Origin of the sequence: Agrobacterium vitis (assembly GCF_037039395.1) — a bacterium.
GTDB classification, from domain to species: Bacteria; Pseudomonadota; Alphaproteobacteria; order Rhizobiales; family Rhizobiaceae; genus Allorhizobium; species Allorhizobium vitis_E.
Map to the genome: position 1 here is coordinate 347,501 of NZ_CP146244.1, position 13,689 is coordinate 361,189.

Genomic DNA, 13,689 nt, shown 5'->3' on the forward strand with positions numbered 1-13,689 from the left:
ATTCGCTCCATGACGTCTTTCTTGAAGCCGCAATTTGCAGCGCTCATCGCCGTCCTGCTGTTAAACTGGATGGTGTTTCCCGGCTTCTTCGATATCGCCTGGCGCGATGGCCGCTTGTTCGGCAGCCTGATTGACGTGCTCAACCGTGGTGCACCGGTTGCCATTCTCGCCATCGGCATGACAGCCATCATTGCCACGCGCGGTGTGGATCTTTCCGTCGGCGCGGTCATGGCTGTGGCGGGCGCCGTTGCCGCCACCTGCGCTGTCGCAGGCCAGCCTTTGGTGGTGACCTTGGCAGCAGCGCTAGCGGTGGCGCTCGCCTGCGGCATCTGGAATGGCCTGCTGGTTGCCTATCTCGGCATTCAGCCTTTTGTGGCGACGCTGGTTCTGATGGTGGCAGGTAGGGGGCTGGCGCAATTGGTCACATCCGGCTCGATTGTCACCTTCAGCGATCCGGCTCTGATTTTCGTGGGAACAGGATCACTGCTCGGCTTTCCGATGCCGGTGGTGATTGCCCTGGTGCTGATGCTGTCAGCCCATATTTTCATGCGCCGCACCGCCATCGGACTGTTCATCGAGGCGATCGGCACCAATCTTTCGGCGGCAAATTATACCGGGCTTCGCAGCCGTGCGCTAATCCTCGCGGTTTACACTTTTGGCGGTTTCTGCGCGGGGATCGCCGGCACCATTGCCGCTGCCGATATTCGTGGCGCCGATGCCAATAATGCCGGGCTGTGGCTGGAGCTGGATGCCATTCTTGCTGTCGTTATCGGCGGCACCTCGCTTCTGGGTGGTCGATTTTCCATTCCGATGTCGGTTCTGGGCGCAGTGATCATTCAGGCGATGAATACCGGCATTCTGGTTTCAGGACTGCCGCCGGAATTCAATCTCATCGTCAAGGCCAGCGTGATCATCATCATCCTGGTTCTGCAATCGGACCGCGTCAGCGAGCTGGTCAGTGGCTGGAAACACCGGTCCGCCATCTTGCCCAAAAACACTCACGCTAAAATCCAGGCTTCGGAGAAAACAGGATGAACCCGCGCTATCGGCCGCTTGCTGCCACGACCCTGATTTTCATCGTCGCCTATACCCTCTGCGTCCTCAGCTATCCCGGCATGTTTTCAACCCGTGTCCTGGGCAATTTCCTGACGGACAATGCTTTCCTGGGCATTGCTGCTGTCGGGGCGACCTTTGTCATCCTGTCTGGTGGCATCGACCTGTCTGTCGGTGCCGTCATTGGGTTGACAGGCGTTATCACCGCCCTGTTGATCAGCCATGCGGGGCTCGACCCGGTTGTAGTCTTTCCACTGGTGCTGGTGCTTTCGGCCTGTTTCGGCGCGGTGATGGGGGCGGTTATTCATTTCCTGAAGGTGCCGCCCTTTATCGTCACCCTGGCGGGGATGTTTCTGGCGCGAGGCATCGCCTCGGTTTTGACCCAGGACAGTATCCCTATCGATCATCCGATCTATCGTGCGATTTCGCAGGCCTATTTTCGCCTGCCCGGCGGAGGCCGGTTGAGCGCCATCGGTTTGTTGATGCTGGCGGCGTTTCTGGTCTGCGGTTTTATCGCCCACCGCACCCGGTTCGGCTCCTATGTCTATGCGATCGGCGGCAATCCGGTTTCGGCGGCGCTGATGGGGGTGCCCACCGGGCCGGTGACGATTGGCATTTATGCCCTTTCCGCCTTCCTGTCCGGTCTGGCAGGCATCGTCTATTCGCTTTATACCTCGGCTGGCTATCCGCTCGCAGCGGTTGGCATAGAGCTTGACGCCATCGCGGCGGTGGTGATAGGCGGCACGTTGCTGACTGGAGGATATGGTTTTATCTTCGGCACGTTGATCGGCGTCATGCTGCAAGGCCTGGTGCAGACCTATATTGTTTTTGAAGGCACGCTTTCCAGTTGGTGGACGAAGATTGCCATTGGTGCATTGCTGTTTATGTTCATTCTGTTGCAGAAGCTGGTATTTCATGCCGGAAGTGGACGGCCGAGGACGAAAAAGGCGTCTGCATGATCGAACCAGGCAGCCTGCTTCGCTCCCTTTCCGGACGGATCACGGCGCGCAATTTCCACTCTCACGTCATCAACGAAATCGGAGCGGGCGTTATTTCCGGTCGCTTTGCGGTCGGCTCTATCCTGCCCAACGATGCCGCCCTGATGGATGAATTCAGTGTCTCGCGCACGGTGCTGCGGGAGGCCTTGAAGACGTTGGAGGCCAAGGGACTGGTGGAAGCCCGGCCCAAGGTCGGCACCAAGGTTGCCAAGAAAAGCCGCTGGAACCTGTATGATCGCCAGGTCTTGGCCTGGTATCTCGAAATCCAGCCGGATGACGAATTTCTGCGCGGACTGGGCGAGGTGCGGTGCTCACTGGAGCCGCTGGCGGCAAGTGATGCTGCCAGCGATCATACCGGTGACCAGATCCGCCTGATGCATTACTGGCTGCGGCAAATGGAGCTTGCCCTGGATGAGCCGCAAAGCTTCAGCCTGGCAGATTTCGAACTGCACAGGATCATAGCCGAGGCATCCAGCAATCCGTTCCTGCGGGCCTTGCAGGGGGCGATCGAGCTGTCGCATGCGCTCGCCTATTTGCCCGCCGTGCGCGACGGCAAGGTTTGCGAGCTCACAGCCGTGTTGCAAAGCCACCGCGTTCTCGTCACCGCCATTGAGCGCGGCCTTGCCGAAGAGGCGGCTGCGGCGATGATCGGCACCATCGAGCAGGACCACGCACGGATGTCGTAATCTATTCGCTCCAAGGCGGGTGTGATGGCATGCATTTTTGACAATGCATGCCATCTTATACCAAGTCTCTGACATGCTGACGCATCCTCGACTTGAAGAATTGAAAATATCTCAAATGTGCCAGAGGCTTGAGATATTTTCAAACGGAATACGAAGAGTCATTTTCAATGAATCTTCGTATTATCATTCAACCCAACAGATCAGAACGGGTAATGCTGGTTCGGATCTTCAATGGTGATCCAGCGCAGGTCGGTGAATTCGTTGATCGCCGCCTTACCGCCAAACCGTCCGTAGCCGGAGTTTTTCACCCCTCCAAACGGCATTTGTGCCTCATCGGCAAGGGTCGGGCCGTTGATGTGGCAAATGCCAGCTTCGATGCGGGCCGCAATCGCCAGGGCACGCTGGATATCGCGGCTGAAAATCGCTGAGGACAAACCATATTCGCTATCATTGGCGATGCGGATGGCCTCTTCCTCGTCCTTGACCCGGATGACCGGTTTGACCGGGCCAAAGCTCTCTTCGTCGAAGCTGCGCATTCCAGCCTTGACGTGGTCGAGAAGCGTGGCTTCCACCACACTGCCCGTGACCTTGCCGCCAGCGGCGAGGGTTGCGCCCTTGCCAACGGCATCATCGATGAATTCCTGCATTTTGACGGCGGCCTGAGGATTGACCAACGAGCCCAGCACGACATGGCCACGCGGATCGCCAGCCGGAAGCGAGGCAGCGCGGGCAGCCAGCTTTGCCACGAATTCGTCAGCGACCTTTTCATGGACGATCAACCGCTCCGTGGACATGCAGATCTGGCCCATGTTCATGTAGCAGCCAAACACCGCCGCATTGACGGCAGCATCGATATCGGCATCCTCGAGCACCAGAAAGGGTGCTTTTCCACCGAGTTCAAGCAGGGCGGGCTTGAGGTGACGACCGCACAATTCGCCGATAATGCGTCCGACCTTGGTCGAACCGGTGAAATTGACGCGGCGTACTTCCGGTGCGCTGACCAGCGCTTCCACCACCTCGGCGGCATTTTCAGGCGCATTGGTGATGACGTTGATGACGCCATCCGGCAGACCGGCCTCGACCAGCACCTGGCCGATCAGGACATGGACGCCGGGGCAGGCTTCGGATGCCTTCAGGATGACGCTGTTGCCGCAGGCAATCGCCATGGCTATGGCGCGCGCGCGTGCCCAGAATGATCGGTGCATTCCAGGGTGCAATGCCAAGGCAGACGCCTGCTGCCTGGCGCACAGCCATGGACAATGTACCGGGCTTGTCTGAGGGGATGACTTCGCCCTGGATCTGGCTGGTCATGCTGGCGGCTTCCCGCAACACGCCAGCGGCAAGCATGGTATTGAAGCCGGCCCAGGGACCGGTCGCACCCGTTTCCGTGATCATCAGCGCGGTGAAGTCTGCCGCTTTTGAGGCCATGATGTCGGCTGCTTTCAGCAGCAAGGCACGCCTTTCACCGGGGCCTGTGCGTGACCAGGCGGGGAAGGCCGCCTGGGCTGCGGCAACCGCTGCCTTGACATCGTCCAGGCCGGAGGCTGGGGCGCGTGAAGCAATCTCGCCATTGAATGGATCGATCCGGTCGAACGTCTTGCCCGACAAGGCTCCGACTTTCTTGCCACCAATGATTTGCTGGATTTCGTGCATGTCTTCTTCCTCCACGTATGTGCGACCCCTGTCGCAGTTTTTTGTTGGTATGCCTGGGTAATTATGCGGGAGTTGCGCGTTCAGATCGGATAATCTGCCGGGCCTGAGGCAAGGCTCACCCACCGCAATTCGGTAAATTCGTCCAGCGCCGCCACGCCGCCGAACCGGCCATAGCCGGAGGCCTTGACGCCTCCGAACGGCATGAACGGATCGTCTGCCACGGTGGCGCTGTTGATATGCAGAATGCCGGTTTCCACCCGTCTTGCGACATCCAGAGCCTGGTGCAAATCGCGGCTGAACACCGCGCCGGATAGACCGTAATCGCAATCATTGGCAACGGTCACGGCCTCATCCGCGTCAGTGACGCGAATGATCGACACGACCGGTCCGAAACTTTCTTCACGATAGAGCCGCATGCCGGGCAGGACATGATCGACAACAGTGGCATCCATCAACGTGTCATGAACGCGCCCGCCTGTCAGAACATGCGCGCCCCTGGCAACGGCATCGTCGATCATGCTGGCAATTCTCCGGCCGGACTCCACCGAGATCAATGGACCGAGCGGTGTCAGGCCGAGTGCCGGATCGCCGGCCTTGACCGTTTTCGCTTTGCTGACGAACAGCGACAGAAAATCATCAGCGATGGCATCGACCAGAATGATCCGCTCGGTGGACATGCAGATCTGGCCCTGATTGAAAAAAGCCCCAAACGCTGCGGCGCGGGCGGCCTGTTCGAGATCGGCATCGTCAAGTACGATCAGCGGCGCTTTGCCGCCAAGTTCCAGCAGGCAGCGTTTTAAATAGCGGGCGGCGATTTGCGCAACGATCCTGCCGACCCGGGTCGAGCCGGTGAAATTGACCCGGCGAACAACGGGATGGGCAATCAGGGTCTCGACAATCACTGTTGCATCGGCAGGCGCATTGGAGATGATATTCAACACGCCATCGGGCAGACCGGCTTGCTGAAGCAGATCGCCCAGCAATCGCTGCGTGGCGGGCGCCAATTCCGAGCTTTTCAAGATCACGCAATTGCCGCAGGCCAGTGCCAAGGCAATTGAGCGGACAGCAAGCAGGATTGGTGCGTTCCAAGGTGAGATGGCAAGGCAGACGCCAGCCGGTTGGCGCAATGAAAAGGACGATCCAACGATCAGATCATCCGGGCAAATCGATCCCGGCACATGCATCGCCATGGTGGCGGCATCCTGGAAGATCTTTGCCCCATAGTCGATGTTGAAACGGCACCAATCACGGGTAGCTCCCGTTTCGGCCATCATTGTCCTGGTAAAAACCTCAGTCGCTTCGATCAGCAGGGTGGCCGCCTGTTCCAGAATAGACTGACGCATGGCGCAAGGCGATGCTGACCAGCCAGGAAAGGCCGCAGCGGCAGCAAGTGCTGCGTTTTCGGCATCCGCAAGACTTGCGGCGGCAGCGACGGTGACGATGTGCGAGGTCAGGGGATTGGCTCTTGTAAAGACCCTGTCTCCTTGCGCGTCGACGGACTTTCCGCCGATCAGCAGAGAAGCTGCAAAAGGCGTGGGGGTGCCACTTGCCGTCTCCATCCAGTCCAGGCTGGAATTTTCAGGTGACGCGGTCCTTTCCATGGCCATATGCAATGCCTCCTCCCAAAGGCGTATCTCCGACAGCGTTTTCACCATTGATCCGAAACAGCCTGTTTCAGGCTATTTTTCTGGAATTCTTCATGGTGAGAAAATCCGTCAGACATGTATTTCGGGCAACTCTAACGATTTGCACGGAAAGAAGAATGTAGATATCTGGGTTCTCATTGTCGATTTCTGGTCAATTGCCGCAATTTGGAGACTGCCCCTATGGTGGAGGAATTCGCGCTGATGCGGCGGGTCTGGGGCCAGAGCCTGGAGCCGACGCTTTCACAACGCATAATCGGTATTGGCAACCATCCCTATCGTTGGTTTACCCATCTGGTTTTCATTCGGCTCGGTACGGTCAGGCTTGGCGCGGGTGACACTGCGGGGGTACTGCAAGGCCCGTGCCTGCTGCTGCTACCGTCTTCGGAACTGGTAAGGCTGCGCCTTTCTGCCGGCTCCTGCGGCCATGTTATCGGCGCGGCCATGGATATTGTCGGGGATGCCGTCGGGGATTATCCGGAATCCCAGCCGATTAGACTGTTCATCGCAACGACAACGATCATGACGGGACTATCGCCACAGCAGGCAAGCGGACTGGAACAGCACATGCGTGGCCTCATCGATGAGTTGAACCGGGATGGACAACCCTCGCATATGGTGGTGTCAGCCTATCTGCGGCTGTTGATCAACTGGGTCTGGCGCCACACTATGCCTTCCGGGCCAGCCGCATCGCTCTCTTCCGGTGGTGCAGCGCCCATCCTGCATCAATTCCGGCAATTGGTGGAGGCGGACTATCGTCATCACCGGCCTGTTGCTTTTTATGCCGCCCGCCTGGGGATCTCGACCGACCGTCTGCATGCGCTCTGCCGCAAACATCTCGGTCGCGCGCCAATTGAGCTTGTGCATGAGCGGTTGGCGCAGGAAGGCCGTATCCGATTGGAGCGCTCCGATAGCAGCGCGCGCGACATTTCAGAAGCGCTCGGTTTTCGTGATCCTGCTCATTTCAGTCATTTTTTCAAACGGAAAACCGGTCTTTCACCGGCAGCCTATCGCCGTATGGTCCGGCAATCATCGGCAAATCCTGGCCTCGGGACCAATATGGATTATCACGACTGGCCCTGATTACCGTATTTTGTGCAATTTTCTTGAGTTGCTGGAAGCATCTGGAGAGCATTTCAGTGTTTATATTAAACACTGAAATGCTCTCTCTTCGTTTTAGGTATGTCTGGACGCCAAACTGAAAAAAATGGCGGGAATAATTTAGCGCCCATGCTCCTTGCGCCAGGCCTCGTATTTTTGCTGATGTTCGTCTTTCGTGCAGGGGTATAGGCCGATAATGACCGCACCGGCCTTGACCTGTTCCAGGACGAAATCCTCGTAGCTTTCCATATCGGTGCATTCATCGGCCAATTCGTCTGCCAGATGGGCGGGAATGACCATGACGCCATCGCGGTCGCCAACCAGCACATCGCCGGGAAATACGGCGACATCGCCACAGGAGATCGGTACGTTGATATCGATGGCCTCATGCAGAGTCAGATTGGTCGGCGCCGATGGCTTTGCGTAATAAGCGGGCATATCAAGGGCACCAATCCCTTCCGCATCGCGAAAACCGCCATCGGAAACCACTCCGGCTGCTCCACGCAACGCCAGACGGGTGATGAGGATCGAGCCTGCGGTGGCGGCACGGGCGTCCTTGCGCGCATCCATCACCAGCACATGGCCGGGAGGGCAGATTTCCATGGCGACGCGTTGCGGATGCTTCTGATCTCGGAAAACCGTGATCGGATTGCGATCCTCGCGCGCCACGATATAGCGCAGCGTAAACGCCTGGCCGACCATGGTTTCGGCCTTTGGCGCCACCGGCACGACGCCTTGAATGAACTGGTTGCGCAGGCCGCGTTTAAACAGCGCGGTGGCAATCGATGCGGTCGAGATCTTCTTGTATTTGGCGCGGGTCGCGTCGCTCAGCACATAGTCTGTCATCGTAGGTCCTTTTTTGCTTAATAGATATCCGGTTCACCGGCCGATTTGCCGAAGCTGGTTTCAAGAAAATCGAAGTCGCAGCCCTTGTCGGCCTGCGTCACATGACGGGAGAACATCCAGCCATAGCCGCGTTGAAAATGCGGTTCCGGTGCCGTCCATGCGGCCTTGCGCCGGGCGAGTTCCACGTCATCGACCAGCATGTCGAGGCTGCGATTGGGAAGATCCAGCCGCACGATGTCGCCGGTCCGCAGCAGCGCCAGCGGTCCGCCGATATAGCTCTCCGGCGAGACATGCAGCACGCAGGCGCCGTAGGATGTGCCGGACATGCGGGCATCCGAGATCCGCAGCATGTCGCGGTGGCCCTGTTTGATCAGCGCCTTGGGGATCGGCAGCATGCCCCATTCAGGAAAGCCCGGACCGCCCAGAGGCCCGGCATTGCGCAGCACCAGAACGTGATCGGGGGTCACGTCGAGATGCTCGTCGTCGATCGCCTTCTTCATCTCGGGATAGCTGTCGAATACCAGGGCCGGTCCTTGGTGGACGTGAAATTTCGGATCGCAGGCCGCCGGTTTGATGACAGCGCCTGTCGGGCAGAGATTGCCCCGCAACACGGCGAGCGAACCTTGGTGATAGACCGGATTGGACAGTGGCCGGATGACGTCGTCGTTATAGACCTCCGCACCCTCGAGATTTTCGCCCATGGTTTTCCCGGTGACGGTCAGGGCTGAAAGGTCAAGCCGCTCTTCGAGCTGTTTCATCAAGGCGCGCAGGCCGCCCGCATAAAAGAAATCCTCCATCAGGTAGTCCTTGCCGGACGGGCGGACATTGGCGATCAACGGTGTGACGCGGCCCAGCGCATCGAGGTCGTCGAGGGTGAGATCGACACCGGCACGGCGGGCCATGGCAATCAGGTGAACAACGGCATTGGTGGAACAGCCGGTGGCCATGGCGACGATAGCGGCGTTGCGGCAGGCGGCGTCGGTGATGATCTGGTCCGGTGTCAGGTCTTCCCAGACCATCTCGACGATGCGGCGGCCACAGGACGCTGACATGCGCTGGTGATTGGCATCGACCGCGGGTATCGAGGAGGCACCCGGCAGGGTAAGCCCCATGGCATCGGCGATTGCCGTCATGGTTGAGGCCGTACCCATGGTCATGCAGGTGCCGGCGGAACGGGCGATGCCGCCCTGAATGCCAAGCCATTCCGCGTCGGAAATATGTCCGGCGCGCCGCTCGTCCCAATATTTCCAGGCATCCGAACCGGACCCCAGGATCTTGCCGGCATAATTGCCGCGCAGCATCGGGCCGGCTGGCAGGTAAATCATCGGCACACCAGCCGAGATCGCACCCATCACCAGACCGGGCGTGGTCTTGTCGCAACCGCCCATCAGCACCACGCCGTCGAGCGGATGCGAGCGGATCATTTCCTCTGTCTCCATCGCCAGCATGTTGCGATAGAGCATGGAGGTTGGCTTGGTGAAGCTTTCATCGACGGACAGCGATGGCATCTGGACCGGAAAGCCGCCAGCCTGGGTGACGCCGCGCTTCACGTCCTGCACCCTCTCCTTGAAATGGGCGTGGCAGGTATTGAGCTCGGACCAGGTGTCGAGGATGCCGATCACCGGCTTATCGCGGAAATCCTCTTCCGCATAGCCGAGCTGCATCATGCGGGACCGGTGGCCGAAACTGCGCAGATCGTCGGGGGCGAACCAGCGGGCGCTGCGCAGCGTTTCAGGTGTTTTCTTGCTTGTCATGGAACTGACCTTCTGCGAGGGCGAAAGCGGAATGCGGCAGGCGCTATTCCTTCATGCCCCATTTCTGGATTGTGTGGCGCTCGATCGTCTGGAAGACCAGGTTTTCGACGATCAGGCCGATAATGATGACGGTCAGCAGGCCTGCAAACACTGCGGGTATATCCAGCAGATTGCGGTTTTCGAAGATGAACCAGCCAAGACCGCCCTGTCCCGAGGAGACGCCGAACACCAGTTCGGCAGCAATCAACGTGCGCCAGGCAAACGCCCAGCCGATCTTCAAGCCGGTGAGGATGGAAGGGAAGGCCGCTGGAACCAGGATGCGCAGCACATAGGAAATCCCGGTCAGGCCGTAATTGGCGCCGACCATGCGCAAGGTGCGTGATACGCCGAGAAAGCCGGAATGCGTGTTCAGAGCCACCGCCCATAGGACCGAATGAACCAGCACGAAGACCAGGCTGGAGGCACCGAGCCCGAACCAGATCAACGCCAAAGGCAGCAGCGAAATGGCTGGCAGCGGGTTGAACATCGCTGTCATGGTTTCGAGAAAATCGGTGCCGATGCGGGTATTGATGGCAAGCACCGTCAGCAATGCAGCAAGCACCGTGCCGACAGTATAGCCCATGAACAGGACTTGCAGCGTCGTCCAGATGCGGGCGGGCAGGGTGCCGTCGGCAAAGCGGTCGGTCAACGTCACCAATGTGTCGCTCAAGGTGGGGAAAAGCAGCGGATTGTCGAGAAAGGAGGCATAGACCTGCCAGATGATCGCCAGAACCACGATCAACAGCGTCTTGCGCAAGGCGCTGATGCCCCACAGCGTTTCAAAGACGCTCAGTTTTTGTTCGACCGGCTTGATATTGTCATAGGGCTTGGCCGCCGCGACATCGGTGGCAAGGATGATGTTGGGGGACAGCATGGTTCTATTCCTTGTGACCGGGTTCATTGGAGAACAGCAGGTTATGGATATCGCGCTCCAGAGCTGCGGCACTGCCATCGGCCTGGCTCACCTTGTCGACATCGACGACCTCGGCCTTCACGCGCCCCGGATGCGGTGATAGCAGCAGGATGCGGTTTGAAATCTTGATCGCTTCAGCAATCGAATGGGTGACGAAAATCACGGTGAATTTGGTGTCTTCCCAAAGCTGAAGCAATTCGTCCTGCATCTGCCGCCGGGTCAGCGCGTCGAGTGCGGCAAAAGGCTCGTCCATCAACAGGATATCCGGCTGCATGGCCATGCCGCGCGCAATCGCCACGCGCTGCTTCATGCCGCCGGACAGCGTATGAGGATAGCTATTGACGGCCCGGGTCAGCTTGACCTTGTCGATATAATGGCGGGCCAGCGCCTCCGCTTCTGGCCTTGGCATTTTGCGGGCGACGAGAAGAGGGAACATCACGTTTTCCAGCACGGTCTTCCAGGGCATCAACTGGTCGAACTCCTGGAACACCATCATCCTGTCCGGTCCGGGAGCTTTCACCTGGCGGCCATTGATATGGATCGTGCCGGAGACCGGCGTCATATAACCGCCAACGGCTTTCAGCAGCGTCGACTTGCCACAGCCGGACGGCCCGAGCAGCACGAAGCGGTCGGATTCCCGCACGTCGAAACTGACATCCTCGGTGGCGGTAATCAGCAGATTGGGCGTTTTGTAACGCAGCGTGACGCGATCAACGGAAAGAAGCGGGGCTCTTTCGGGGACCGGCGCGAGGCGCTCGGCGGCAGCGGTTGCCTGCATCATGATATTCACTCCCTAAAATCCGTCTGATCCTTACTGAACCGGGCAGACTCTCGATCTCTGTGGTGTCGGTTGTTTTTCGGGAAGGTCGAACTCAACGTCTTCCGGCATATCAAGGTCGGGGAAACCAATGCCTGACAAGCCGAAGGAAGTGCAGCGGCAGGCGATGCCGCTGCATGGGCAATGAGGTTCAATTCCCGTTGAGATAGGCGCTATCGGGCAGATAATAGTCGGTCCAGGCCTTCGGCATGGTCTTGAGCGTACCGACCTTATGCAGATGGGCGGCAAATTTCATCGTGCCTTGCGGATCGGTGCGCCACTCGTCCATGCCGGGTTCCTTCATCATGGCCATCAGATCATCAAGGCTGGTCTTGTCGCCGGACACGGTCTTATAGGCCTCGACCGCCGCCTTCGGGTCCTTTTTGATAAAGGCGATGGCTTCTTCCGTTGCGACCCGCAATGCCTTCACCAGTTTCGGATTTGCCTCGGCAAAGCCGGTGGTGGTGAAGAAGGTCGCCTGGGTCAGTGCTCCCCCGATGATCTCGCGGGAATCTGTGACTTTATGAACGCCCGGCTGTTTCAACTCGACATATTGAAAGGGCGGTGCGGAAAAGTGGTTCTTGACCTCATGCTGCGAATTGGCGATTGCCGCCACCGCGTCGGGATGGCCAAGCTGCACGGTGTTCTTGTCGAATTTCTTGACCTGGTCGTCGCCATAAAGTTTGGCTGCCGCCATTTGCAGCAGGATCGCCTGGGTCGAGACGCCAACGGTTGGCACAGCGATCTTGTCGCCATCCTGGATATCCTTCAGCGACTTGATGCGCGGATCGTTGGACACCATGATCACCGGCTGCGCAGAACTGGTGATGATCCCCTTCACCTTGCCGCGGGTGCGATCCCACAAAAGCAGAAGATTGCCGGTGCCGGTATTGACGACATCGACGTTGCCAGCCAGCAGCGCATCGGTCTGCGCGCCGCCACCGCTAAAGGTGCGCCATTCGACGGTAATGCCTTGAAGACCTTCGGCCGCCGCTTGTTTTTCGATCAGCTTCTGGGTCTCCATCACATGGCTTGCGAGGTAAAGAATCCCAGGCTGACGGGTGATGGACAGGGTGGTCTTCTCCTGTGCCTTGCTTGGACAGGCCAATCCCAAAGCAAGGGCAATGGCGGTCACTCCGCCGATAAAGAAACGCATGATTTTCCTCCCAAGGATGCAGATTTAACGCTTTGCAGCGGGAAACAGGATCGCTTCATCATGCTCGCCCTTTGTTGCGCATCAGATGTTCCGAAAGCCGGTTCCCATTTTTCAATTCGATGTTTGACGCTCGCCGCTCTCTCTCCCAAAGCGGACAAATGCATTGAAGCACTAAAACATCAGTGCATCAACCCCGAATATGTGCTCTACTGTTTTTAACGGCGACATGGATGGATGGGTGCATGAACGGAACGATCAGGGGTGGGCAGCTGGACCGCTCGCGACAGGTGGCATTACAGGTTCATGAAATCCTGCGAGACAGGATCCTGAAGGTGCAATTGGTGCCCGGCACGATCTTGTCGCGGGCGTCATTGCAACTGGAATTCGGAGTGAGCCAGACACCGGTGCGCGATGCGCTGATGCGCTTGCAGGAAGAGGACATTGTCGAAGTCTATCCGCAATATGCAACGGTCGTTGCCAAGATCGATATCGATCACGCCCGACAGGCGCAGTTCCTTCGGCTATCGATCGAACTCGAAGCGGTCCGGCGCCTGACCGAAGAGGCGCCGGGCGAGACCGCCAAGGAGTTGGCCGCCATCCTGGCCCGTCAAAAAGAAGTGGCCACGCAAGAGACCTATGACACCTTCGATGGCATAGACCGCGAGTTTCACCGTAAACTTTATGAGAAGACCGGCATTCTACAGCTATGGGCAAATGTGCGACGACAAAGCGTCCATCTCGACCGGCTGCGGCGCCTCAACCTGCCAATGCCCGGCAAGATGCAGACCGTGCTCGAGGATCATGAAGCGATTGTCACTGCTATTGCATCCGGCAATCCCGAGGCCGCCGCCTCGGCGCTCAGAAAACACCTTTCGGGTACGCTGTCGATCATCGATCTCATCAGTGCGGAATATCCGGATTATATTCGCAAGTGAACAGTTAGCCGCATTCGTCTCAGCCCTTTACCAACGTCCAGCCGGTGCTTCACGCTTGGCTGGGCGCTCGACGTCGTCGCTGACCTTTTTTGCCG

General features: G+C 58.5%; 11 protein-coding genes and 2 pseudogenes. 5 read left to right on the forward strand and 8 right to left on the reverse strand.

Features of this window, described 5'->3' with window-relative positions; genetic code table 11:
• Nucleotides 1–9: 9 nt before the first annotated feature.
• Genes V6582_RS23035 through V6582_RS23045 form a run of 3 tightly spaced genes read left to right on the forward strand, consistent with a single transcriptional unit; the run spans nucleotide 10 to nucleotide 2,737 of the window.
• A complete protein-coding gene (locus tag V6582_RS23035; RefSeq protein WP_234889744.1) occupies nucleotides 10–1,035 on the forward strand; it encodes an ABC transporter permease in 1,026 nt (341 codons plus the stop codon).
• Nucleotides 1,032–2,012 carry a galactofuranose ABC transporter, permease protein YjfF gene (gene yjfF, locus V6582_RS23040; RefSeq protein ID WP_156632721.1) on the forward strand — a complete coding sequence of 327 codons (981 nt, stop codon included), beginning with the start codon at nucleotides 1,032–1,034 and terminating at the stop codon, nucleotides 2,010–2,012. Before V6582_RS23035 ends, yjfF begins: the two co-directional genes overlap by 4 nt.
• On the forward strand, nucleotides 2,009–2,737 hold the full coding sequence (locus tag V6582_RS23045; RefSeq protein WP_156632722.1) for a FadR/GntR family transcriptional regulator: 729 nt from the start codon (nucleotides 2,009–2,011) through the stop codon (nucleotides 2,735–2,737). The genes yjfF and V6582_RS23045 overlap by 4 nt, the downstream gene beginning before the upstream one ends.
• A 200-nt stretch (nucleotides 2,738–2,937) precedes the next feature.
• Here the strand turns inward: V6582_RS23045 and V6582_RS23050 are convergent.
• Nucleotides 2,938–4,390 (reverse strand): annotated as a pseudogene (locus V6582_RS23050) (aldehyde dehydrogenase).
• 80 nt (nucleotides 4,391–4,470) lie between these two features.
• Complete coding sequence (locus V6582_RS23055) at nucleotides 4,471–5,949, reverse strand: aldehyde dehydrogenase (RefSeq protein WP_156632768.1); 1,479 nt, start codon at nucleotides 5,947–5,949, stop codon at nucleotides 4,471–4,473.
• A 267-nt stretch (nucleotides 5,950–6,216) separates the two neighbouring features.
• Between V6582_RS23055 and V6582_RS23060 the strand changes: the two genes are divergently transcribed.
• Nucleotides 6,217–7,116 carry an AraC family transcriptional regulator gene (locus V6582_RS23060; RefSeq protein WP_156632723.1) on the forward strand — a complete coding sequence of 300 codons (900 nt, stop codon included), beginning with the start codon at nucleotides 6,217–6,219 and terminating at the stop codon, nucleotides 7,114–7,116.
• On the opposite strand, the pseudogene V6582_RS27610 reads toward V6582_RS23060, so the two are convergent.
• The 6 genes and pseudogenes from V6582_RS27610 to V6582_RS23085 form a co-directional block, all read right to left on the reverse strand.
• Nucleotides 7,101–7,169: pseudogene (locus V6582_RS27610) on the reverse strand (ALQxL family class IV lanthipeptide); the annotation flags it as partial. The gene V6582_RS23060 and the pseudogene V6582_RS27610 sit on opposite strands and share 16 nt — an antisense overlap.
• An 85-nt stretch (nucleotides 7,170–7,254) precedes the next feature.
• Nucleotides 7,255–7,980 (reverse strand): ribonuclease activity regulator RraA, encoded by a 726-nt coding sequence (locus tag V6582_RS23065; protein ID WP_060716253.1) that lies wholly within the window; start codon nucleotides 7,978–7,980, stop codon nucleotides 7,255–7,257.
• 17 nt (nucleotides 7,981–7,997) lie between these two features.
• A complete protein-coding gene (araD, locus tag V6582_RS23070) occupies nucleotides 7,998–9,734 on the reverse strand; it encodes an L-arabinonate dehydratase (RefSeq protein ID WP_156632724.1) in 1,737 nt (578 codons plus the stop codon).
• A 43-nt stretch (nucleotides 9,735–9,777) separates the two neighbouring features.
• Nucleotides 9,778–10,647 carry an ABC transporter permease gene (locus V6582_RS23075; RefSeq protein WP_156632725.1) on the reverse strand — a complete coding sequence of 290 codons (870 nt, stop codon included), beginning with the start codon at nucleotides 10,645–10,647 and terminating at the stop codon, nucleotides 9,778–9,780.
• A 4-nt stretch (nucleotides 10,648–10,651) separates the two neighbouring features.
• Complete coding sequence (locus V6582_RS23080) at nucleotides 10,652–11,467, reverse strand: ABC transporter ATP-binding protein (protein ID WP_197434421.1); 816 nt, start codon at nucleotides 11,465–11,467, stop codon at nucleotides 10,652–10,654.
• A 187-nt stretch (nucleotides 11,468–11,654) separates the two neighbouring features.
• Nucleotides 11,655–12,659 (reverse strand): ABC transporter substrate-binding protein, encoded by a 1,005-nt coding sequence (locus tag V6582_RS23085; protein WP_156632726.1) that lies wholly within the window; start codon nucleotides 12,657–12,659, stop codon nucleotides 11,655–11,657.
• A 230-nt stretch (nucleotides 12,660–12,889) separates the two neighbouring features.
• Between V6582_RS23085 and V6582_RS23090 the strand changes: the two genes are divergently transcribed.
• Complete coding sequence (locus V6582_RS23090; RefSeq protein ID WP_156632727.1) at nucleotides 12,890–13,594, forward strand: GntR family transcriptional regulator; 705 nt, start codon at nucleotides 12,890–12,892, stop codon at nucleotides 13,592–13,594.
• The last annotated feature ends 95 nt before the right edge of the window (nucleotides 13,595–13,689 follow it).